Origin of the sequence: Wolbachia endosymbiont of Frankliniella intonsa (assembly GCF_029856955.1) — a bacterium.
In the GTDB taxonomy this organism is placed as follows: Bacteria; Pseudomonadota; Alphaproteobacteria; order Rickettsiales; family Anaplasmataceae; genus Wolbachia.
In genome coordinates, this window is the sequence record NZ_CP097148.1 from 1,038,797 (window position 1) to 1,062,171 (window position 23,375).

At 33.6% G+C, this 23,375-nt stretch carries 18 protein-coding genes and 11 pseudogenes; 14 read left to right on the forward strand and 15 right to left on the reverse strand.

The features are described 5' to 3' along the window. Positions 1 to 9 precede the first annotated feature (9 nt). The 3 genes and pseudogenes from M3L71_RS05800 to M3L71_RS05810 all read right to left on the reverse strand — a co-directional run bounded on the left by M3L71_RS05800 (position 10) and on the right by M3L71_RS05810 (position 2,594). Positions 10 to 303, reverse strand: coding sequence for an SPFH domain-containing protein (locus M3L71_RS05800; RefSeq protein ID WP_280143354.1), 294 nt, complete (start codon positions 301 to 303; stop codon positions 10 to 12). Positions 304 to 481: 178 nt separating this feature from the next. Then, positions 482 to 1,497: pseudogene (locus M3L71_RS05805) on the reverse strand (IS481 family transposase). A gap of 81 nt (positions 1,498 to 1,578) precedes the next feature. After that, positions 1,579 to 2,594: pseudogene (locus M3L71_RS05810) on the reverse strand (IS630 family transposase). Here M3L71_RS05810 and M3L71_RS05815 point away from each other — a divergent pair. Continuing rightward, positions 2,588 to 2,806, forward strand: coding sequence for a hypothetical protein (locus M3L71_RS05815; protein WP_280143355.1), 219 nt, complete (start codon positions 2,588 to 2,590; stop codon positions 2,804 to 2,806). The pseudogene M3L71_RS05810 and the gene M3L71_RS05815 sit on opposite strands and share 7 nt — an antisense overlap. Before the next feature lie 835 nt (positions 2,807 to 3,641). Here M3L71_RS05815 and M3L71_RS05820 read toward each other — a convergent pair. Then, positions 3,642 to 4,751: pseudogene (locus tag M3L71_RS05820) on the reverse strand (IS3 family transposase). A 67-nt stretch (positions 4,752 to 4,818) separates the two neighbouring features. Between M3L71_RS05820 and M3L71_RS05825 the strand changes: the two are divergent. The 3 genes and pseudogenes from M3L71_RS05825 to M3L71_RS05835 all read left to right on the forward strand — a co-directional run. Beyond that, positions 4,819 to 5,952, forward strand: a pseudogene (locus M3L71_RS05825) (IS110 family RNA-guided transposase); the annotation flags it as partial. Next, positions 5,949 to 6,317, forward strand: coding sequence for a hypothetical protein (locus tag M3L71_RS05830; RefSeq protein WP_280143356.1), 369 nt, complete (start codon positions 5,949 to 5,951; stop codon positions 6,315 to 6,317). The pseudogene M3L71_RS05825 and the gene M3L71_RS05830, both read left to right, overlap by 4 nt. Positions 6,318 to 6,544: 227 nt before the next feature. Beyond that, the gene (locus M3L71_RS05835; protein ID WP_280143357.1) at positions 6,545 to 7,570 is read left to right on the forward strand and encodes a hypothetical protein; all 1,026 of its coding nucleotides are present in this window, start codon (positions 6,545 to 6,547) and stop codon (positions 7,568 to 7,570) included. On the opposite strand, the gene M3L71_RS05840 is transcribed toward M3L71_RS05835, so the two are convergent. Next, positions 7,560 to 8,084 carry a gamma carbonic anhydrase family protein gene (locus M3L71_RS05840; RefSeq protein ID WP_280143358.1) on the reverse strand — a complete coding sequence of 175 codons (525 nt, stop codon included), beginning with the start codon at positions 8,082 to 8,084 and terminating at the stop codon, positions 7,560 to 7,562. The genes M3L71_RS05835 and M3L71_RS05840 overlap by 11 nt on opposite strands. A gap of 116 nt (positions 8,085 to 8,200) precedes the next feature. On the opposite strand from M3L71_RS05840, the gene secG reads away from it, so the two are divergent. The 5 genes and pseudogenes from secG to M3L71_RS05865 all read left to right on the forward strand — a co-directional run. After that, entirely contained in the window at positions 8,201 to 8,521 is a 321-nt protein-coding gene (secG, locus tag M3L71_RS05845) for a preprotein translocase subunit SecG (protein ID WP_007302593.1), read from the forward strand. Next, complete coding sequence (locus tag M3L71_RS05850; RefSeq protein ID WP_280143359.1) at positions 8,521 to 10,128, forward strand: CTP synthase; 1,608 nt, start codon at positions 8,521 to 8,523, stop codon at positions 10,126 to 10,128. Before secG ends, M3L71_RS05850 begins: the two co-directional genes overlap by 1 nt. A 96-nt stretch (positions 10,129 to 10,224) precedes the next feature. Continuing rightward, a complete protein-coding gene (locus M3L71_RS05855; RefSeq protein WP_280143360.1) occupies positions 10,225 to 10,461 on the forward strand; it encodes a hypothetical protein in 237 nt (78 codons plus the stop codon). 17 nt (positions 10,462 to 10,478) lie between these two features. Then, the gene (locus tag M3L71_RS05860; protein ID WP_010404879.1) at positions 10,479 to 10,886 is read left to right on the forward strand and encodes a nucleoside deaminase; all 408 of its coding nucleotides are present in this window, start codon (positions 10,479 to 10,481) and stop codon (positions 10,884 to 10,886) included. A gap of 327 nt (positions 10,887 to 11,213) precedes the next feature. After that, a pseudogene (locus M3L71_RS05865) lies at positions 11,214 to 11,426 on the forward strand (IS982 family transposase); the annotation flags it as partial. Positions 11,427 to 11,454: 28 nt separating this feature from the next. On the opposite strand, the gene M3L71_RS05870 reads toward M3L71_RS05865, so the two are convergent. Continuing rightward, positions 11,455 to 11,685 carry a hypothetical protein gene (locus M3L71_RS05870; protein ID WP_280144197.1) on the reverse strand — a complete coding sequence of 77 codons (231 nt, stop codon included), beginning with the start codon at positions 11,683 to 11,685 and terminating at the stop codon, positions 11,455 to 11,457. On the opposite strand from M3L71_RS05870, the pseudogene M3L71_RS05875 reads away from it, so the two are divergent. Then, positions 11,679 to 12,684: pseudogene (locus M3L71_RS05875) on the forward strand (IS630 family transposase). The gene M3L71_RS05870 and the pseudogene M3L71_RS05875 sit on opposite strands and share 7 nt — an antisense overlap. 13 nt (positions 12,685 to 12,697) lie before the next feature. Next, positions 12,698 to 13,718 (forward strand): annotated as a pseudogene (locus M3L71_RS05880) (IS3 family transposase); the annotation flags it as partial. Between the two features lie 88 nt (positions 13,719 to 13,806). Here the strand turns inward: M3L71_RS05880 and M3L71_RS05885 are convergent. From M3L71_RS05885 to M3L71_RS05895, 3 genes and pseudogenes are all read right to left on the reverse strand, one after another. Next, positions 13,807 to 14,433 (reverse strand): hypothetical protein, encoded by a 627-nt coding sequence (locus M3L71_RS05885; protein ID WP_280143361.1) that lies wholly within the window; start codon positions 14,431 to 14,433, stop codon positions 13,807 to 13,809. Positions 14,434 to 14,445: 12 nt separating this feature from the next. Beyond that, on the reverse strand, positions 14,446 to 14,691 hold the full coding sequence (locus tag M3L71_RS05890; RefSeq protein WP_280143362.1) for a hypothetical protein: 246 nt from the start codon (positions 14,689 to 14,691) through the stop codon (positions 14,446 to 14,448). Further along, positions 14,691 to 15,695 (reverse strand): annotated as a pseudogene (locus M3L71_RS05895) (IS630 family transposase). The gene M3L71_RS05890 and the pseudogene M3L71_RS05895 overlap by 1 nt, the downstream one beginning before the upstream one ends. A 408-nt stretch (positions 15,696 to 16,103) precedes the next feature. Here M3L71_RS05895 and M3L71_RS05900 point away from each other — a divergent pair. Together M3L71_RS05900 and dxr are read left to right on the forward strand one after the other, a co-directional pair. Next, complete coding sequence (locus M3L71_RS05900) at positions 16,104 to 16,598, forward strand: hypothetical protein (protein WP_280143363.1); 495 nt, start codon at positions 16,104 to 16,106, stop codon at positions 16,596 to 16,598. Between the two features lie 27 nt (positions 16,599 to 16,625). After that, positions 16,626 to 17,801 carry a 1-deoxy-D-xylulose-5-phosphate reductoisomerase gene (gene dxr / locus M3L71_RS05905; protein ID WP_280143364.1) on the forward strand — a complete coding sequence of 392 codons (1,176 nt, stop codon included), beginning with the start codon at positions 16,626 to 16,628 and terminating at the stop codon, positions 17,799 to 17,801. On the opposite strand, the gene M3L71_RS05910 is transcribed toward dxr, so the two are convergent. The 6 genes and pseudogenes from M3L71_RS05910 to tnpA form a co-directional block, all read right to left on the reverse strand. After that, positions 17,767 to 18,342: an IS630 family transposase gene (locus M3L71_RS05910; RefSeq protein WP_349292747.1), complete on the reverse strand. Its 576-nt coding sequence runs from the start codon at positions 18,340 to 18,342 to the stop codon at positions 17,767 to 17,769. The two genes, dxr and M3L71_RS05910, sit on opposite strands and share 35 nt — an antisense overlap. Positions 18,343 to 18,352: 10 nt before the next feature. After that, on the reverse strand, positions 18,353 to 18,700 hold the full coding sequence (locus M3L71_RS05915) for an IS630 transposase-related protein (protein ID WP_280143264.1): 348 nt from the start codon (positions 18,698 to 18,700) through the stop codon (positions 18,353 to 18,355). A gap of 452 nt (positions 18,701 to 19,152) precedes the next feature. Beyond that, positions 19,153 to 20,061 carry an IS110 family RNA-guided transposase gene (locus M3L71_RS05920; RefSeq protein ID WP_280143365.1) on the reverse strand — a complete coding sequence of 303 codons (909 nt, stop codon included), beginning with the start codon at positions 20,059 to 20,061 and terminating at the stop codon, positions 19,153 to 19,155. 192 nt (positions 20,062 to 20,253) lie between these two features. Further along, positions 20,254 to 20,625, reverse strand: coding sequence for a hypothetical protein (locus M3L71_RS05925; protein WP_280143366.1), 372 nt, complete (start codon positions 20,623 to 20,625; stop codon positions 20,254 to 20,256). 218 nt (positions 20,626 to 20,843) lie between these two features. Next, positions 20,844 to 21,852: pseudogene (locus tag M3L71_RS05930) on the reverse strand (IS630 family transposase). A gap of 85 nt (positions 21,853 to 21,937) precedes the next feature. Further along, positions 21,938 to 22,291 (reverse strand): annotated as a pseudogene (gene tnpA, locus M3L71_RS05935) (IS200/IS605 family transposase); the annotation flags it as partial. A 29-nt stretch (positions 22,292 to 22,320) separates the two neighbouring features. Here tnpA and M3L71_RS05940 point away from each other — a divergent pair. Continuing rightward, positions 22,321 to 23,327 (forward strand): annotated as a pseudogene (locus M3L71_RS05940) (IS630 family transposase). The last annotated feature ends 48 nt before the right edge of the window (positions 23,328 to 23,375 follow it).

Here is a 23,375-nt window from a genome sequence, read left to right on the forward strand (position 1 = left end):
GCAGCAACTCTATCGTACAAGTATATTGAGAAGAGAACGTATTAACGCTGTTTCTCCTTTTTTATTGATCAAGTTTACTAAGCCGGATTTTAGTAGATTGACATTCTGAGAATGAATGTTATTGAAAGTGGAGTTTATCTCTTTAGCAAGTAGAATGCGAAATTTCTGCACACTTTCATATGCGATATTTTCAAGTTCATGTGCAAACTTATCTTGAGCTACAGCTGATATGTCTTCAACTTTCTCATTGAACTCTTCTAGCCTTCTTTCCTTACCTTTAAAATTTTTCGTAAAAGTTTTCATATTAATTGGCCTCAACTATTCTTATAATTATAATGACAATAAAAAGACTACCGAAGTAAAAAATTAGCACTACAATACTGCAAACAACAGCAGCACACCAAACCGGTTCACTTTATAGCGTAAATTCAAGTGTGTCATTCAAGTAGCCCCTTTGTGTGATTCATAGAGGTTATTGCAACTAATTTGTCAGATCAAGTCTGAACTTAAAATACCTGTTAAGAGGTTTTATTTTTTGAAGTGACTTTAACTCTTGGTTGTGTTTGTAATTTTGCATGACAAATGTTTCTTTTGATGAGATATAATTTTTTTGTATTTCACTTAGACAAGGAATTGTTTTTTCCAGTTCTTTATATTTTTCCCAAGGAGTCTTTCCCTGAAGAGAGCTATGAGGACGTTGTTTATTATAATATTCTTCCCAATCCCTAAGCTTGACTTGCAATTCATAATCCTTAATGTTAACGCTACTATAAAATTCATCTAAATCTGTACGCTGCGCTCTTTCTACTTTACCATTTAAATGTGGGGAAAACGGCTTAATTGGACGGAATTTTATTTTCCATTCTTTTAGACACTCTTGCACTTCGTAAGCAAAAAATTCTTGTCCTCTATCGGTCTGAATCCTTTGACAATGAAATGGAGCCCTTTCCCTTAATTGTTTTAGGAAATCCAGAGTATTTTTTGAAGTACGCCTTGAGTATAATGCGATAACTTTATAACGCGTACAATCATCTATAGCAGTATATTGATAAAGCCCCGAAGATATTTTGCAAACATCCATTTGTACACGCTCTCCTGGCACTTTGCAGTTATAACGCTTAATCTGCTTGCGATAGTGGCGCTTAATACGTAAAAGACTTACATCGTGTTTCTTCAAAACTTTGTGTATAGTAGCCAATGCAAAAGAGATATCATGTAAACGCTTTAATTCAGCTTGAATACGTCTTGCTCCTAATTTTCTAGCTTTTCTCAGATGAAGAATGAGCTGTTCATTTGACTTGTTGATTTTTTGTAAGGGTAAAGTTTTAGTCCTGCTACTAAGGTTTGACAATCCCTGTTCACCTAGCTTTTCATAACGTTTGTACCATTTTCGTAAGGTAAAGCGTAAAATGTTATAGTGTTGACATACTTTGCCTGCATGACCTAATTTTTGTATAATTCTATCCAATTCAGACGCAACTTAACTTTGGTATCCATTTACTGATTGCCTCTTGTTGATGAATTTATTCATATTATTTTAATAAGGTATTTAAACTATCACAAGTCAAAGTTTTTATTTTATCTTACATTTTTGCTGTAATAACCTCTATGAATCACACAAACTCGTTTAATAGTAGTACTGGAAATATTGACAATAAAATTACACAAAACATCTTCAAGTAAACCTATGGTATCGTAGATACTATTGCGTAAAGTATTGTATTTGATATATTGCCACAACCTTTCAACAGGATTCAGTTCCGGTGAATAAGGAGGCAAGTATATGATGGTAATGTTTTCCTGAATTTTCAAACTTTTTGATCTATGCCAACTTGCACAATCCATTACAAGAAAGGCTTCTTTCGTGCCTAAATCTTTCGACATCTGCTCCAGAAATATATTCATACAATCAGTGTTTACATATGGAGCAAGTAGGCTAATTTTCTTACCACTTCTTGGATTTACCGCACTTTAGATATAGAAATTTTGTCTACCAATTTTCATTTTAACCTGCGTTCTGACCCCTTTTAAACCATCCGTGTCCGATTTTTGAATGGGCCCCAACTCGTGATTCATCAAAAAAACACCTCCCTTTTAGGGTGGAAATTGACTATTTTATTGAAGTATCTTTTAAACTCTTCTTGCTTGTTTTTATCTTGTTTATGGTGCATTGGCCTCGGTGTTATGTAAGAAAATTTCATCCTTTGTATCTCACGGTGCACTGTTGATTTGCTGATGTTTAGGGCAAATTCCTCTGAGATTTTTATTTGTACTTCCTTAATAGTAATATTTGGATTTCTTTCTACCCATATTTCAATTTGCTCACGTTGATTTTTGTTTAATTTGCTTTTTCTTCTCCGCTGAAACGGGGCAAATAATTTTTCTACTCTACCAAATTTTAGATGCTTTATCCATTCAGTCAAAGCAGTCCTTGAAATTTTACATATTCTTGCCACAGCGCTTATACTACTTTCTTTTCCTGCTATCACCGCTTGTAACTTTTTTGAAACATATGCGTTATTTCTTACCTTTTTTAACATTTCTTTCGCTAAATTTACAACTCTTTCGTCTAATAGTTTTGACCTTAATGCCATTTATACCTCGCTATTTCACTTACTCTAGTATGACTTTTTCCCCATTATTCTCTATCTGTTCTTTCTATAGCGGGAATTGGTATTACCACAATATAAAGAAACACCCAAGAAATTTTCGTAATATAACAGGCTTAACTGTAGAAGAATTTGAAAAGGTGATAGAAAAAGTGGGGAACGTTCAAAAAGGTGTGTCAAGCCGAAAAGAAAAGTAATAAATTGATATAAAAAATGGAGGTTTGAAATGAGTCAAGCAAATAGAACTACCGGATTAGTAGACTATAAAGAACTAGAATCAAATATTTTATCATCTATAGCTAACCCAAGAAAGGTTTAGCTATATGGCAAAATTGGTTAGAATGGTATAATAAGTAATGAGAAAGAAGAAGATGCCAAGTCCATATAGTGAGGATCTTAAAGAACGTGTTCTCAAAGGAGTCGATAAAAAAACAATGACGATAAAAAAATCAGTCAAATATTCAAAGTGAGCATAAAACCAATATATTTGTGGAGGAAAAGGAAAAAAGAAACAGAAACCATCTTCAGGCTATCACAAAGGATATGGCCATAAGATTAAAGATATGAATAGATTTATCAAATTTCTGAATGGAAATCAGGATATTAGAATTGAAAAGATAATTGAAGAATTTGGTAATATGTGTAGAAGCACAGTATATAACTACCTTAGCAAAGTAAACTATACATATAAAAAAAACTTTTCTTTATCGAGAAAGAGATAAAGAGAAACGCAAAGAGTTCATAAAAAAAAGTAGAAGAAATAAATAAAGGAAACTTGATATACATAGATGAGTCTGGAATAGAGGACAATGAATTTTATGAATATGGGTGGTCTCAAAGAGGAAAGAGGTTATTTGCCCAAGGTTTAAAAGAAAGAGGATAAGCATAATTGGAGCACTGAATGAAGGAAAAGTTAAAGCACTATAGTGCACCCATTTGTCTAGACCATTTTTTTAAAGTGATCCGATTTTTAAAATGAATATGTTGATAAATACGTCGACACACATTTAAAGTATTTATCAATATATTCATTTACTGTTTATGATAATAAAGATCAGCAGGAACTTTATAATTTAGAGTCTGATGTAGCCTTCTATAGTTATACCAACCAACAAAGTCATTTATTATAAGATTCAAATCTCTGATACTATTTGGTCTATAATAATATATAGCTTCTTGCTTTAAAGTTCTCCATAAGCGCTCAACAAATATATTGTCGAAGCAACGTCCTTTATGGTCCATACTGATTTTAATATTAGCATGCTCTAATTCCGTAATAAAGTTGTAGCAAGTAAACTGTACCCCTTGATCACTATTAAAAATCTCATGTTTACCTTGTTTTAGAGCTTCTTTGAGAGTATAAAGGCAAAATCCAGCATCGAGATATGGTGATAATGAATGAGCAATAATATAGCGACTATACAAGTCCATTATTGCCACAAAATAGACAAACTTACCTTCTACCATAATATATGTTATATCAGTAGCCCATACCTGATTAACTCTACAAATAATCAAATCTTTGAGTAGATAAGGATATATTTTATGCTTTTTCTTTAATACTTGTATTACATCTTTTCTACAATACAGCCCACTAATCTTCATTTTTTCATAATTCTTAAGATTTTTTTGCGATTGACTACTACCCCACTCGCTATGATTTCAGCAGTAATTTTACGATATCCATAACGGCAATCAGAAGCCAAATATACTTCTTGAATCAAATTTGCTACTTCACTTTCGTTATTAATTATAGGCCTATAATATAGGCTAGATCTGCAAATCCCCAATAAATCAGCATGTTTCCTAATTGACAGATCAGAATCTTTTTCTATAAACCTTACTCTATCTTTTTGCTTATTTCAGTAATTTTTTTTTCAAATAGCTATTTTCCACTGTCAATTCTCCTATTACTTTATGTAAACTTTCTATTTCTTGCGCTAAGATTCTTTGTTTTCTCGCACTTTCACTTTCTTCAACAAATAGGTCTTTTAACCTTGCCAATACTCTATCACGCCAATCATATAGATTTGTTGATGGTATTTTATATTCACTACATATCTCAGCTGTGCTTTTTTGATTTTTTATTGCTTCCAAAGCTATCTTTGCTTTTAACTCTGGTTCATATTTTTTTGTTTCCATTCTTTTACCCCTTTACCTTCCTACTCGGATCAACCATTTTTTTGTCTAGTTTATGGGGTGAATTATAGGAGTATACTGGATTACTTTATTTCAAATACTTGAGTCATATAAATTCGAGGTAAGATTGGTAAATGCACGGCATGTAAAGAATGTACCTGGTAGGAAGTCTGACGTTCAAGATTGCCAATGGCTCCAACAACTGCATAGCTAAGGACTGCTTTATGGATCGTTTAGGCCAGATAATCAGATGTGTGTATTGCGCAGTTACGTGCGGCAGCGCAGAAATCTCACTGAAAGTGCATCTACGCATATTCTACGTATGCAGAAGGCATTAATTCAAATGAATATACAATTACACAAGGTTATTAGTCATATTACTGGGATAACTGGTATGAAAATCATTGAAGCTATAATTGAAGGCGAAAGAGATTCTGAAAAATTAGCAGAATTCAGGGACGTGCGAATGAAAAATGATCAGTCTACTATTGCAAAAGCGTTAGCTGGTGACTATAGAGAAGAACACTTATTCACGCTAAAGCAAGAATTTGAACTATATAATATTTATCAAGAAAAAATAGCAGAATGTGATAGAAATATTGAAGCCTATTATAAAACGTTTGAAACAAAGTCTTGTGAAAGCAAACAGCTAAGTAAGCAAAAGAATAAAAATAGCAAAAGTAAGCCAAGCTTTGCTTTGTATGAGGAACTGCACCGAATCACTGGTATGGATTTCACTAAAATTCCTGGATTTGATGTATTAAGTATACAAACCATAATTTCAGAAGTTGGTATAAACCACAGTAAATGGCCAACAGAAAAGCACTTTTCGTCGTGGTTGGGACTCAGTCCTGCTAATAAAGTTACAGGGGAAAAAGTGTTTAATACAAGAACACGTAAAGTCATTAACCGTGCTGCAAATGCTTTGCGAATAGCTGCTCATTCTGTAGGAAAGAGTAAAAGTGCGTTGGGTGCATACTACAGAAGATTGAAAAAACGACTGGGAGAACCAAAAGAAATAACAGCTACTGCAAGAAAAATGGCATGCATATTTTATAGTATGCTCAAATACGGACAGGAATATGTAGAAAAAGGAATGGAATACTATGAAACACGCTATAAAGATAGAATTGTAAAAAATTTGATCAAAAAAGCGAGGGAATTTGGCTACATATTAGTTCAACAAGAAGAGTTAGTTGAGTGAGTTTCTTAGGAGAATTATGTAAGAAACTAGAATTAAATGCTAAAATAGAAGAAGATCTAAATAAGCTCGAGGACATAAAGAAAGAATCAGAAAAGTGTTGCAGAGAGTTAGTGAGCTATATGCCTAATTCAAATAATCCTAGAATGTTGTACACTGCTGTTATTGGTGTTGGTCTTGCTGTTGGGCTGGTAGCAAGTACTATACTTGAACATACAACTAGACTAAGTATATTAGCAATAATTGGCATAGCTACAGCATCTGCACTCGTAGCTGGTGGTGCTACATATGAAGCACTAAGACCTAATACTAAAATAGATGAATCAAAAGAAGTCCAAATAAAGAGTTCTCATCACTCACTTTCCTAATCACACTTTAATTCAAACTTTATCAGTTTTATTCAAGTTGCTTCTAAAAGGAGAATATCAAAGGTGTTCTCCTTACTGATTTGGTTAAAATGCAGAAAACGCCTATGTCAAAATTTACACAGATGTTAAGTGCTGCCACTAATTCCCAGTTAGTACAATTTGTGTATCTTATTGACATATTTAATTTATTCTGTTACAATTTTTAGTAATTAGGTTGGGGTAAAACAATGAAGAGTTTTAAATGGCTACTTAATCAAGTCAGACTTTCATGGATTAGCTTAATATCAAAAGTAAAGAGCTTTTTTCAAACTAACGATACACATTATCAAACAACTGCTAGCAATGGAAATGATCATACAAGAAAAATAAGTGTAGAAAATACAATAGAGGCGAAAGTTAATGAAGAGGATGTATGGTATGATTCTCTGAAAGAACAAGAGCCAGGTGAAAAAGAAAGAGATCTGGATGAAGAAGAATTTTTTGATGATATTGAAAATTTGGATGAAGAGGAAGTGAGTGCTAACATAGAAGGAAAAGAGTATGAAAAAAATAAGTACTATAGTCTACAAGATGGTCTACAAGAAAAAAATGAATTTGATCACACAACGCACACTCTTACACTTGCTTTTGAAATTAAAAAGCCATTTCCAGACTCTGACCTTAGTAAATTTAAGTTATGCGAACTTAAGCAAAATGGTGATAAATATACGTTTATCTTAGAAAATGATCAGAAAAATCGAATAGAATTACACTCTGAATATCTCAATATTTATTTTCCTAAGTATTTTGAGAAACACAGAAAAAAAGGAGCTTATACCGAACTTTTTTCTCAAGAAGAAAATAGAATTAGCAATGATATTATAATACCGCTACAAGTTCCAAAAGAAGCAAGCATACTTACCAAAGAGTGCAATTGGTTAATAAGAAAGGTTGTAGGTGAAATACCATATTATCCAGTGGGCAAATCGCTTGAATACTGCAGGAGTCGTGTAAATTTCTTTCTTAACTTAAACAATATTATGTCTTTTTCTCTAAAATCAGCAAAAGCACAATATGCAGCTATGCTATCAGGTACTCCAACAGAAACAAACTGGCCAATAAAGGATATTCTAGTCAGAGGTAGTTTTATTAATCAGCATATTCCTAGAGTTGAAGAAGCTTATATTGATAAGCATTATATAGTTGAAGAAACTTTTGAAGTAGTTAACGTAGAATGTGCATCAGAGCTGAAGATTTCTCAACCTAGCATATAGCCTTATATTCTTTCATCAGCATGATATAATTTTGTGCAGATTGTGTAATATGTTTTATTTCTTCATTTGACATTTTTTTGAAGAATTGTGCTGGCCTGCCAGCCCATACTTCACCACTTTTTATCACTTTTCCATGTGTCACCAGTGAACCAGCAGCTACCATAGCTTCAGACTCGACAATCGCATGATCCATTATAACAGAGCCCATACCAATAAATGCTTTATCATGTATCGTGCATGAATGTAACACACAAAAATGTCCAACCGTCACCATACTACCAATAATCGTGTCACCGCCTTGATTTCTATCTACATGAATTACGGTGCCATCTTGAATATTCGTTTCATCACCTATTTCGATTGATCCAACATCTCCTCTGATCACACAATTAAACCAGATACTCGCATTCCTTCCTATTTCAACGTTACCTATAATACGCACACCATCTGCGATAAAAGAACTTTCATCCATTTTTGGTTCATAATCTTTGTATTTTAAAATGTGATAGCTCATAATTTAAATAAGGTTTAATACATACTTGGGTTCCAGTAGTCAAGTTACTCGGGTAAAGATATTCTTGACTTATGATCCCTATGCTCCTAAAATCTTTATTTTTAGCTCTATTTATAATGTCAGTAACAGTACTTAGTGTACTTCAAATAATATTAGTTGTTGTATTGGTAATTTTAGTGCTCCTGCAGCCACCTGGAAGTAGTTCATTAAGTGGCTTTAGTAATTCACAACAGGGAATGAATTCAATAATTCCGGTAAAGTCTTCTGAAAATCCACTCAGTAGAATAACTTCTATAGTTGCTGGGCTGTTCATTATAAATACACTGTTACTATCAGGATTATGTTCAAAAGATGTACATAAAAAATCAATTGCAGAGAAGATTATATCAGAAAAGAAGCAAGAAGGCCAATCAACTTCTGTTCCATTTGAAAATTAATGAAAGAAACCAAGTTTATCTTTGTTACAGGTGGAGTTGTTTCATCACTTGGTAAGGGTTTAGTTGCTTCAAGTGTGGGAGCACTTCTTCAAGCTCATGGATTCAATGTTCGCATCAGAAAGCTTGACCCATATCTCAACATTGATCCTGGAACAATGAGCCCAGCTCAGCACGGGGAAGTATTTGTTACTGAGGATGGTGCTGAAACTGATTTAGACCTTGGACATTACGAGCGTTTTACTAAAATTAAAGCAAGCAAGGACGACAATATAACAACTGGTAAAGTATATAATAAATTATTAAAGAAGGAAAGGTGTGGTGATTATCTAGGCAAAACTGTGCAAATCATTCCTCATGTGACAGATTTAATCAAATCTTTCATTTTTAATGGTACAGAAGATTTAGATTTTGTAATATGCGAAATAGGCGGAACCGTAGGTGATATTGAAAGCCAACCGTTTTTGGAAGCTATACGCCAAGTTAATTATAAACTAGGAAAGCAAAAAGTTATCCTTATTCACTTAACTTTAATACCATATCTCACTGCAGCACAAGAATTAAAGACAAAACCGACACAGCATTCAGTTCGAGAGTTAAACTCTGCGGGGTTACAACCAGATATTATATTATGTCGCAGTGAAAAAGAAATTTCCGATAATCAAAAAGAAAAGATAGCCAATCTTTGCAATGTTTCTTTATCTAACGTAATACCTGCTCCTGATGTAAACCATATATACGAGTTACCGTCCTTGTATAATCAATGTGGGCTCGTGACACAAATTTTGGATCACTTTAACTTAAGTAAGCCAAAACCAAGCTTACCTGAATGGGACCAAATAGTACACTCTATTAGACATCCAACACAAGAAGTTATCGTTTCCATAGTAGGAAAATATACTGAATTTCCTGACGCATATAAATCACTGATTGAAGCATTAAACCATGGTGCAATTAGTAATAAAGCTAGAGTGAAGATAAATTGGGTCAACTCAAGAGAAGAGAATGGAAAATCTATAGATGCAAAGTTTATCAGAGAAAAATTACAAAGCTCTAATTCAGTCCTTGTTCCGGGAGGATTTGGTGATAATGGAATAGAAGGTAAAATATTAGCAATAAACTATGCCCGTGTAAATAACATTCCTTTTTTAGGAATATGTCTTGGTATGCAGCTTGCAGTGATTGAATTTGCTCGTAACGTTATTAAGCTTGAAGATGTACACTCTGAAGAATTTTATACTTGCAAACACCCAATCATCAAGCTCGCTGATGGTAAGAACGTTGATCTTGGTGGAACCATGAGACTTGGAACATACAAGTGTAATGTAAGTCCAAATTCAAAAATGGCAAATGTGTATAGTAGTGTCACTATTTCAGAAAGACACAGACACAGATATATAGTTAATTTAGATTATAAAAATAACTTAGAAGAGAATGGAATGATATGCAGTGGTATATCAGAAGATAAAACATGCATAGAGGCAGTGGAGCTAAAAAATCACTCATGGTTTATTGGTGTGCAATTTCATCCAGAATTTCAATCAAGACCATTTTCTCCTCATCCTCTCTTTACATCATTTATTAAGGCAGCTATTGACAATAGAGTTTAATAGAACTTAATAAACTCTATTCTAATAGAGAGGTAAAAAATGTTACTAAGAAATAGTAAAGATAGCATTACATATGGATCTGCGACCTTCGAGGAATTGAATAGGCATGTAGAACAAATAATATATAAATTAGAGGAGGATCAAATTATAGAGGATATAATGGAAGAAGTAGTTGTAGCTATAAACGAACTAAAATCGGTAGAAGAAATAAAAAAATATTTAAAGCGAGAAATAGATAGCCTTGTAAAAAGGACAATAGTCCTTAGTGAATTCTATAACCTAGAAAAAATAGAAAAGACAAGAAAAGAAAATTATATTTACCCAAGCACCTAATGTTTAAGTACCAATACATGGAACTTGCCATAGAGCAAGCAAAACTTGCTCAGAAAGATGGCGAAGTGCCAATAGGTGCTGTAATAGTTAATGGAAACAATATCATCTCCTCTGCACACAATATATCTAATGATCCAACTGCACATGCAGAAATGTTAACAATTAGACAAGCATTTTCAACTTCCACGCTTTATGAAGCTGAAATGTACGTAACGTTAGAGCCGTGCCCGATGTGCGCTCAAGCTATCTCTTTTGCAAAAATTAAACGTCTGTACTTCGGGGCTTACAATCCCAAAGGTGGAGGAGTTGAAAACGGCACTAGAATATTTCAATTCTGTAACCACATACCTGAAGTTTATGGTGGAATATTAGAAACAAAATGTTCTCTTTTGTTAAAAGATTTCTTTGAGAAATTGAGAACTTAGTTTAAGATGTGTGAGATTGTTTCAATATTTTTTGAGTAAAATCTGTATTATAACTCTTTCGTATATTTGACCAATTTGCTCATGCAACGTACATAAGGGGTGTTATTACGATAACTCCGTTGCAGAAAAGTTTACTCAAAAGGGAGCTTCTTATTGATACTTATCAACGTTCTGTTCAACAAACTAGAACTTCCATATTTAACGTAGAAATTAGATTTCTTGCACTACTGACCCCAGTTATGGATTAGAAAACAGATAAAAGCAGAATTAATAAAGAGGGAAATAGGGTAAACTCAAGTATTTTAGCAATAATTTAAGAGGTTACCCATGAAGAAAGATATTACAGAACTTTACTGCTGCGTCGAGGATTTTTGTCGTGTAGTAGATGAAAATTTTGCAAATAAGTTCTTATCAAATGGCAAAAAACGAACCAGAGTACCAGAAATAGCGCACTCAGAAATACTAACCATAATCCTGTTATACCACCAATCGACATGTAAAAACTTCAAGGCTTTTTATCTTTGTTACCTTAAGTTATACCAAAATCCATTATAATGCACCCCATAAACTAGACAAAAAAAATGGTTGATCCGAGTAGGAAGGTAAAGGGGTAAAAGAATGGAAACAAAAAAATATGAACCAGAGTTAAAAGCAAAGATAGCTTTGGAAGCAATAAAAAATCAAAAAAGCACAGCTGAGATATGTAGTGATACCAATTCCCGCTATAGAAAGAACAGATAGAGAATAATGGGGAAAAAGTCATACTAGAGTAAGTGAAATAGCGAGGTATAAATGGCATTAAGGTCAAAACTATTAGACGAAAGAGTTGTAAATTTAGCGAAAGAAATGTTAAAAAAGGTAAGAAATAACGCATATGTTTCAAAAAAGTTACAAGCGGTGATAGCAGGAAAAGAAAGTAGTATAAGCGCTGTGGCAAGAATATGTAAAATTTCAAGGACTGCTTTGACTGAATGGATAAAGCATCTAAAATTTGGTAGAGTAGAAAAATTATTTGCCCCGTTTCAGCGGAGAAGAAAAAGCAAATTAAACAAAAATCAACGTGAGCAAATTGAAATATGGGTAGAAAGAAATCCAAATATTACTATTAAGGAAGTACAAATAAAAATCTCAGAGGAATTTGCCCTAAACATCAGCAAATCAACAGTGCACCGTGAGATACAAAGGATGAAATTTTCTTACATAACACCGAGGCCAATGCACCATAAACAAGATAAAAACAAGCAAGAAGAGTTTAAAAGATACTTCAATAAAATAGTCAATTTCCACCCTAAAGGGAGGTGTTTTTTTTTGATGAATCACGATTTGGGACTCATTCAAAAATCGGACACGGATGGTTTAAAAAGGGGTCAGAACGCAGGTTAAAATGAAAATTGGTAGACAAAATTTCTATATCTAAAGTGCGGTAAATCCAAGAAGTGGTAAGAAAATTAGCCTACTTGCTCCATATGTAAACACTGATTGTATGAATATATTTCTGGAGCAGATGTCGAAAGATTTAGGCACGAAAGAAGCCTTTCTTGTAATGGATTGTGCAAGTTGGCATAGATCAAAAAGTTTGAAAATTCAGGAAAACATTACCATCATATACTTGCCTCCTTATTCACCGGAACTGAATCCTGTTGAAAGGTTGTGGCAATATATCAAATACAATACTTTACGCAATAGTATCTACGATACCATAGGTTTACTTGAAGATGTTTTGTGTAATTCTATTGTCAATATTTCCAGTACTACTATTAAACGAGTTTGTAATGTTTCTTATTTGTTCCGTCAGTAATGGATTTTGGTATGAATATAAAATACCATCAACAAATCTATATGATTGGCGTGATAGAGTATTGGCAAGGTTAAAAGACCTATTTGTTGAAGAAAGTGAAAGTGCGAGAAAACAAAGAATCTTAGCGCAAGAAATAGAAAGTTTACATAAAGTAATAGGAGAATTGACAGTGGAAAATAGCTATTTGAAAAAAAAATTACTGAAATAAGCAAAAAAGATAGAGTAAGGTTTATAGAAAAAGATTCTGATCTGTCAATTAGGAAACATGCTGATTTATTGGGGATTTGCAGATCTAGCCTATATTATAGGCCTATAATTAATAACGAAAGTGAAGTAGCAAATTTGATTCAAGAAGTATATTTGGCTTCTGATTGCCGTTATGGATATCGTAAAATTACTGCTGAAATCATAGCGAGTGGGGTAGTAGTCAATCGCAAAAAATCTTAAGAATTATGAAAAAAATGAAGATTAGTGGGCTGTATTGTAGAAAAGATGTAATACAAGTATTAAAGAAAAAAGCATAAAATATATCCTTATCTACTCAAAGATTTGATTATTTGTAGAGTTAATCAGGTATGGGCTACTGATATAACATATATTATGGTAGAAGGTAAGTTTGTCTATTTTGTGGCAATAATGGACTTGTATAGTCGCTATATTATTGCTCATTCATTATCACCATATCTCGATGCTGGATTTTGCCTTTATACTCTCAAAGAAGCTCTAAAACAAGGTAAACATGAGATTTTTAATAGTGATCAAGGGTACAGTTTACTTGCTACAACTTTATTACGGAATTAGAGCATGCTAATATTAAAATCAGTATGGACCATAAAGGACGTTGCTTCGACAATATATTTGTTGAGCGCTTATGGAGAACTTTAAAGCAAGAAGCTATATATTATTATAGACCAAATAGTATCAGAGATTTGAATCTTATAATAAATGACTTTGTTGGTTGGTATAACTATAGAAGGCTACATCAGACTCTAAATTATAAAGTTCCTGCTGATCTTTATTATCATAAACAGTAAATGAATATATTGATAAATACTTTAAATGTGTGTCGACGTATTTATCAACATATTCATTTTAAAAATCGGATCACTTTAAAAAAATGGTCTAGACAAATGGGTGCACTATAGCATTTTGTGGCAATGGAGGAGGTGGTGGAGGTAGTAGTGGTACAATGGGTATTCCAGACATTACTGGAAATGATGGTGTAGGAGTATTGCTATGTTCAAGTCCTTTTGCTTTCTGTAAATCTTGTGATTGTTTTCTACCAGGATCAACTTTTTTCTCGCTGTTTATTGCAGAAAGGTGTGAATTGATAAGATATGCAGCTAAGCTCAACATAACCGATGCAGAAACAAAAGCAATAACTGTGAAAAGTACTGGATCACTTAGTGTTACTGAAATCGAAAGATATGTATATATACCAGCTGTAACACTAGATATACATAGCAACAAAGTAGCAATTGAATATTTTAAGGCAGCTGTCTTACTTATTCCAACTAAAGTATTAATCAAAATGGGAGTATCGATTTTTTGTTCTGTTGCAAGTTGAACAGGATTCTCAGATAGCCCTTTTTCTGATTGAGTACTATTGTTAGTTCCTGAAGGTTTGTTACTATTACAATTATCTTCTTGAGGACTCAAAACTCTAGGTGATACAGGCTTGGGAGTTAATCCTCTATTTGGCTCACTATGTCTAATATTGCTTCCTTCATCTGCAGTTTCGCTATCCACATTATTTTTTTCTTATATTTTCTTAAATACTAAACTCTCTTCAAAATTGAAAGGTGATTGTTGAACAGGACTCTTAGATTGAACTTTTTTTAATTGAGTGCTATTGCTGGTTTTTGATGGAGTACTACCAAGAGTGTTTTCATTTTTATCGTTATTTTTCGCTGGCTTCGAATTTTTTCTCCAATCTGCAGGTGGTGGAGGTGGGGGTGGTGGCGGAGCTGATGATGGTGTGTTATTATTAGTAATACCAAAATCCATTACTGACGGAACAAATAAGAAACATTACAAACTCGTTTAATAGTAGTACTGGAAATATTGACAATAAAATTACACAAAACATCTTCAAGTAAACCTATGGTATCGTAGATACTATTGCGTAAAGTATTGTATTTGATATATTGCCACAACCTTTCAACAGGATTCAGTTCCGGTGAATAAGGAGGCAAGTATATGATGGTAATGTTTTCCTGAATTTTCAAACTTTTTGATCTATGCCAACTTGCACAATCCATTACAAGAAAGGCTTCTTTCGTGCCTAAATCTTTCGACATCTGCTCCAGAAATATATTCATACAATCAGTGTTTACATATGGAGCAAGTAGGCTGATTTTCTTACCACTTCTTGGATTTACCGCACTTTAGATATAGAAATTTTGTCTACCAATTTTCATTTTAACCTGCGTTCTGACCCCTTTTAAACCATCCGTGTCCGATTTTTGAATGAGTCCCAAATCGTGATTCATCAAAAAACACACCTCCCTTTTAGGGTGGAAATTGACTATTTTATTGAAGTATCTTTTAAACTCTTCTTGCTTGTTTTTATCTTGTTTATGGTGCATTGGCCTCGGTGTTATGTAAGAAAATTTCATCCTTTGTATCTCACGGTGCACTGTTGATTTGCTGATGTTTAGGGCAAATTCCTCTGAGATTTTTATTTGTACTTCCTTAATAGTAATATTTGGATTTCTTTCTACCCATATTTCAATTTGCTCACGTTGATTTTTGTTTAATTTGCTTTTTCTTCTCCGCTGAAACGGGGCAAATAATTTTTCTACTCTACCAAATTTTAGATGCTTTATCCATTCAGTCAAAGCAGTCCTTGAAATTTTACATATTCTTGCCACAGCGCTTATACTACTTTCTTTTCCTGCTATCACCGCTTGTAACTTTTTTGAAACATATGCGTTATTTCTTACCTTTTTTAACATTTCTTTCGCTAAATTTACAACTCTTTCGTCTAATAGTTTTGACCTTAATGCCATTTATACCTCGCTATTTCACTTACTCTAGTATGACTTTTTCCCCATTATTCTCTATCTGTTCTTTCTATAGCGGGAATTGGTATAAGCATTCCTCTTCCTTATTATTAATATAATATTAATAATAATTAAATCATTAGTACTTGTCAATAATTTATGAGTAAGTTAGTATTAAGATAATAAAATAAAAAGGAAAGAGAGAGGAGCAGTCTTCTAAGAAGAAATAGAAGCTATCTTAAACCTCAAGTCATCACTTTGTTACCACAGCACATCATCGATGTTTTGGTATGGAGTAATCAGAATCATAAAAATAGCTTAGTGTTAGCTATTTTTATGATAACCTCTCTTAAACAATTGATATTTTACAGTGTTTTTGGTAAAATAATAGCTTAAGGCTTAGAATAAAAGTTTATGAGTGAAGCACAAGGTCCAAATATTGCAGAATGGCAGGCACAGCAGCAACACCAGGAAGCCGCTAGTGAGAAAAGTGGTTTCGGTCTTGGTCATAGTGACTCTGTTGCAACAATTGTGGATGGAATGAAGTGGATGTTCAACTTTCATGAAGGAGCAATTGCTGCTTATAATAATGTGTTTGAAGGTTTGGTCAGTGGTAGCAGTCTAGTAACGTTATTTGGGAAATCAGGTAATATGTTTGGCATAAAATTTCTTGAAAGTCTTGCTGAATATTTTTCAGGTGGTGGTGGAGAAGATATGCCATCAGAAGCAATGGGTATGGACTACGGTGATGAGGGGCATCATCCGTATGATTATCCCCACTCTAACAATGAAATAGCTCAAAGTGCCGATGGTTTGCATGATATGCATGATGCAGGTGATCATCATGGCCAATCTTTTTCACCTGGTCCTTCACCATCTGTTGGTGATGATCATGAGCTTGGTTACTAAATAACTAAGAAGATTTTATTGTAATTAGTGAAAAAAGTTTCAGTTTTAGGATCAACAGGAAGTATTGGAAAAAAGACTGTAGATTTGCTTTCAAAGAGAAAGGAAGAATATCAGGTGGAGGCACTAAGTGCCCATTCGAATTTTAATTTACTTGCATATCAAGCAAAACTGCTTAATGCAAAATATGCTGCCATTTCTGATGAAAGGTTCTACAAAGATTTAAAAGAAGATCTACTTGGTACAAACGTCAAAGTAGAAGTTGGTGCTCCAGGTCTAGCAAATGTTGCTTCTCTACCAGTTGATCTCTCAGTTATTGCAATAGTTGGCATTGCAGGACTTGATCCAGTTATAAAGGTTATAGAAAGCGGTACTAAAGTTATTGCTCTAGCAAACAAAGAGAGTATTGTTTGCGGTGGTAAGTTACTACTTAAAAAAGCTAAAGAAAGGAGCGTACAAATAATCCCTATTGACTCTGAACACAACGCAATTTTTCAAGTTTTGCAAAATGATGATAAATGTGTAGAAAAGATTATACTCACTGCCTCTGGTGGACCATTTTTAAATTATAGCCTTGAACAATTAAGAAATATCACAGTAAATCAGGCACTAAGTCACCCTACTTGGAAAATGGGAAAGAAAATCTCAGTTGATAGTGCAACAATGATGAATAAGGCACTAGAAATAATAGAAGCACATCATTTGTTTAATATGAGTCCAAATAGAATTGAAGCAGTAGTTCACCCTGAGTCGATAGTACACGGAGTTGTAGTTTATCAAGATGGGTTCAGCTTTGCTGTGCTTGCAGAAACTGATATGGAAATTCCTATTGCATATGCTTTGTCTTGGCCAGAAAGATCAACTTTGAACTACAAGTTAGACTTAACAAAGCAAGGAAAATTGACCTTTCAAGAACCAGAACACAAATGTTTTCCTGCACTAAAGCTCAGTATGGAAGTGTTGAATTCTTCTTCTCCACATACAAACAGTATTGTTTTCAATGCTGCAAATGAGATGGCTGTTAACGAATTTTTGAAATCACGAATCGGTTTCTTAGAAATATTAGAGGTAGTAAAATCAACAATAGAAAATTTTGACAAGTACTCTGATGTTAAATCACTATCTGACATAACAAGTATCGATTTTGAAAGCCGTATTATTGCTAACAAAATTATTGAAAATAAAGGTATCCGTTCATCAGAGTGATAAAATAAGGTAGACGAGAAAAGACAACTATAGTATTTTCTAAAATGAATGGATAAATTTCCATTATGCTATTACCAACCAAAAGTTGTAAGTCTGTACATTTATACATTAGAGGTCTGAGGCGGCTTTTGATGGTATGCCAACAGTGTTCTATGGGATTCAAATCTGGTGAATATGTTGGAAGATACAGCACATGAAAGCCAAAAGACTCTATTAATGATTTTGTTTTAGTGGTCTTATGAAATGTAGCATTATCCATAACCATGGTTGTGCCAAGTGGCAATTTAGGTAATAACATCTTCTCCAACAATATATTGAATACCTCTTTTTCACACCCACCTTTGAAAGTCATTGGTGCAATAAATCTCATTCCAATCCACTCGGCTACTATACTGATTCTCTCTCGAGTTCTCCCTGGAATATCTGCATAAATTTTCTTTCCTCTTGGAGCACGTCCATATTCTCGGTATAACTTATTATCAACTCCTGCTTCATCTATATATAAGATGCTGGAATGTTCTATTTTTGAGATTTTATCAATAAATTGCTGCCTATCTTCTTGATTGCGCTCTTGATATAGTGTGACTTTTTTTTAAAGTAATTTTTAGCTGTTTTAGTCTATACCAAATTGAATTTATTCCAAATCCAAGATTTTGTTTCATCTCTGCCAGAGTATGATCTGGATTCTTTGTAACATATTCTTCGAGTATTTTTGGGTCTATTTTTCGAATAAAGCTACCGTTTTTAGATGGCTTTAAGCTTTCACCATCAGCTTTCTTTTTTAACCAGCGGTACAGAGTTGCTATTCCTATCTCCATGAGCTCTGCTATCTCAACCTTTGTCTTCCCTTTTTCTATCATCAATACTGCCTTTTCCCTTAAATCCACACTATATGCCATTATAACTCAAATACTTTGTTATACCTTTATCATTTGCTTTGGGAAATACTATAGTTCTCTAATTGCGTACAAGTCAACAATAATTTTCACATAGATCAAAATAGCATATTTCCTCCATAATCCTTGATATAAATTAAAAATAGCATGCTTCCATGGTTCTCTCCGCGGTCTGATATGGCTAGTTTAATTTTAGCCAAGCCGCACTATACTTGTTAGGGCGGAAGTGGATGGCAACATGTTGTTTACGAAGTCTACGCTTCAACCATAGCTCTTGCTTATCCCTTCCATCGGCATTACTATCTTTACTTTCAATAAAATTATTGTCCTATACTCCTTTAGTGTTTATTGATAATAAAATTCTGTTTTATCAACCAACATTCTATGCATAATTAAAGCTAGTTTTCTTGCTAATGCAACTACTGCTTTCTTTACACCCTTCTTTTTTGCAAGCTTTATTCCCCAGCTTTTAATTTGAATTTTTTCTTGCTAACTGTCAGTATTGTATGCGCAGCTTCATACAACATATTTCTACATTCTACCGGTCCCATCTTTGATATGCTACCATGACGATTAACTTCTCCAGAAGCGTACTGTCTTGGCGTCAATCCCATATAGGCTCCGACTGTATCAGATGTTTCAAACCTATGTGGATTATCAATTGTAGCCTTATACGTCATTGCTACTATAATACCAACTCCTGGTACAGTAGTTAATAATTTGCAATCTTCGTCTTTCTTGCCTTTCTCTGATAATATTTTATCAAGCTTTTTTATTGATTCTTCTATTATTTCCAAACTACAAACTAATGCTTCAATTGAATCCTTACTGACTTTATCTAGATCTTTTATTGCTTCTTGCACTTTTAAAGAAAAGATTACAATCTTTGACTTCTTGCCAAGATTTATTCCGTATATCTTCAATAGCCCTCTTATTGTTCCCATAATTTGCTCTCTGCAATACATTAACTGCCTTCTACTTCCGAGCGTTACCTTAACTTGACAAGACTCATCTGATTTTACTAATACCTCTTTATACAGCCCAGCTCTCATCATTTGTGCTATACCCCTTGCATCATTTTTATCGTTTTTATTGATTCTCGCAGACAATGATGCTGCCATATGCCTCGCATCTACACAAATTACTGGTAATTCAAAGCTCCTTAACTCTTTGCACATCGATATTGACAATTGCCCACTTTCTATTCCTATGGATTCGTATTCTCTGCTTTGACTAAGCAGAAACTCAGCTATTGCACTGCTCTCACTTGCAACAATTTCTTCTTTAACAATTTTTCCTTTCTCATCAACGATACTTACAAAAGTTTCTTTGAGTGACAAATCTAATCCGCTATAATATTTCATAAGACTACTCCTACTGTAAAGGTTTAAATTATTTTTGAAGAACAGATTCATTGAACTTGTTACTTCGTGCTAAAATAATGGAGTATGTCTCTCCATCATTCAATCGCAATTACAGTATGTTGTTTATTTGCTTCATTTTTGACTTCTAATATTTTCTTTTCTTGCTGTGAATGCTGGATTTGAGTATTTAGTTTATTTTTTTTCAGCTTTTAATTCTATATTTTCGTTCTGAGCTGTCTTCCTTGCATATTCTAAGGATCTATTTAACCCTTTAGCTCTATCCTTTTTAGTTTGTAAGTCTTTATTTTCCGCCTCTAGCTGCTCAAGTTTATTTATTTTTTGTTTCATTTCACTTTTCATTTCACTTTTCATTTCATTTTTTAATTCATTTCTTATTTTATCTTTCAATGTAGCTATTGCATCTTCTGAGCTTTTTTTAACTTCTAGTTCCAAGACGTCCTCAAGCAATTCTGCTAGTTTTATTTTTTCGTTGGAGGGCAGATAGTATGGATCATATAGAGCATTAACAAGATCTTGTAAATCAGAAAATTTAAAATCAGGCATGATAAACCTCAATACTAAAAATTTATCGTGTAATACATAAAAAACTAAAATCAAGAAATTTTGTATTATAAACTCAACAACCATCACCTACAAGGTGAAGGGTTAAATTTTAATCAATTTGAAATTGATCATTGTCATGAAGTGGCTCGCCTTCCTGGATAGATATGTACTCTTGTATAACCTCGTCTGTCAGAACTTACGGCTCATACCAAAATCCATTACTGACGGAACAAATAAGAAACATTATAAACTCGTTTAATAGTAGTACTGGAAATATTGACAATAAAATTACACAAAACATCTTCAAGTAAACCTATGGTATCGTAGATACTATTGCGTAAAGTATTGTATTTGATATATTGCCACAACCTTTCAACAGGATTCAGTTCCGGTGAATAAGGAGGCAAGTATATGATGGTAATGTTTTCCTGAATTTTCAAACTTTTTGATCTATGCCAACTTGCACAATCCATTACAAGAAAGGCTTCTTTCGTGCCTAAATCTTTCGACATCTGCTCCAGAAATATATTCATACAATCAGTGTTTACATATGGAGCAAGTAGGCTGATTTTCTTACCACTTCTTGGATTTACCGCACTTTAGATATAGAAATTTTGTCTACCAATTTTCATTTTAACCTGCGCTCTGACCCCTTTTTTAAACCATCCGTGTCCGATTTTTGAATGAGTCCCAAATCGTGATTCATCAAAAAAAAAACACCTCCCTTTTAGGGTGGAAATTGACTATTTTATTGAAGTATCTTTTAAACTCTTCTTGCTTGTTTTTATCTTGTTTATGGTCCATTGGCCTCGGTGTTATGTAAGAAAATTTCATCCTTTGTATCTCACGGTGCACTGTTGATTTGCTGATGTTTAGGGCAAATTCCTCTGAGATTTTTATTTGTACTTCCTTAATAGTAATATTTGGATTTCTTTCTACCCATATTTCAATTTGCTCACGTTGATTTTTGTTTAATTTGCTTTTTCTTCTCCGCTGAAACGGGGCAAATAATTTTTCTACTCTACCAAATTTTAGATGCTTTATCCATTCAGTCAAAGCAGTCCTTGAAATTTTACATATTCTTGCCACAGCGCTTATACTACTTTCTTTTCCTGCTATCACCGCTTGTAACTTTTTTGAAACATATGCGTTATTTCTTACCTTTTTTAACATTTCTTTCGCTAAATTTACAACTCTTTCGTCTAATAGTTTTGACCTTAATGCCATTTATACCTCGCTATTTCACTTACTCTAGTATGACTTTTTCCCCATTATTCTCTATCTGTTCTTTCTATAGCGGGAATTGGTATCAATATCCACGTGCCCAAAGGTGCCTGCCCCAAAATTGCTTACTTAGACTTGCAAAATCTTGCATCATCAACCTTGAACTTGTTCCTTTCAAAAGTTGTACAATTTTACTAACACTTTGCTGTGGTTTATATGATATAAACATATGAATATGATCTACTGCAACTTTGCCTGAGATAATTTGTATCTCATTTTCCATAGTAACCTGCCTTAGCAGCTCCCTAACTCTAACAGCAATTTGGCCTATTATCACCCTTTTGCGATATTTGGGAATCCATACCAAGTGTACTCTCATATCGTACTTATACCAATTCCCGCTATAGAAAGAACAGATAGAGAATAATGGGGAAAAAGTCATACTAGAGTAAGTGAAATAGCGAGGTATAAATGGCATTAAGGTCAAAACTATTAGACGAAAGAGTTGTAAATTTAGCGAAAGAAATGTTAAAAAAGGTAAGAAATAACGCATATGTTTCAAAAAAGTTACAAGCGGTGATAGCAGGAAAAGAAAGTAGTATAAGCGCTGTGGCAAGAATATGTAAAATTTCAAGGACTGCTTTGACTGAATGGATAAAGCATCTAAAATTTGGTAGAGTAGAAAAATTATTTGCCCCGTTTCAGCGGAGAAGAAAAAGCAAATTAAACAAAAATCAACGTGAGCAAATTGAAATATGGGTAGAAAGAAATCCAAATATTACTATTAAGGAAGTACAAATAAAAATCTCAGAGGAATTTGCCCTAAACATCAGCAAATCAACAGTGCACCGTGAGATACAAAGGATGAAATTTTCTTACATAACACCGAGGCCAATGCACCATAAACAAGATAAAAACAAGCAAGAAGAGTTTAAAAGATACTTCAATAAAATAGTCAATTTCCACCCTAAAAGGGAGGTGTTTTTTTTGATGAATCACGATTTGGGACTCATTCAAAAATCGGACACGGATGGTTTAAAAAAGGGGTCAGAACGCAGGTTAAAATGAAAATTGGTAGACAAAATTTCTATATCTAAAGTGCGGTAAATCCAAGAAGTGGTAAGAAAATTAGCCTATTTGCTCCATATGTAAACACTGATTGTATGAATATATTTCTGGAGCAGATGTCGAAAGATTTAGGCACGAAAGAAGCCTTTCTTGTAATGGATTGTGCAAGTTGGCATAGATCAAAAAGTTTGAAAATTCAGGAAAACATTACCATCATATACTTGCCTCCTTATTCACCGGAACTGAATCCTGTTGAAAGGTTGTGGCAATATATCAAATACAATACTTTACGCAATAGTATCTACGATACCATAGGTTTACTTGAAGATGTTTTGTGTAATTTTATTGTCAATATTTCCAGTACTACTATTAAACGAGTTTGTAATGTTTCTTATTTGTTCCGTCAGTAATGGATTTTGGTATTAGAGTGTGCATTATACCCATAACGTCGCATACTC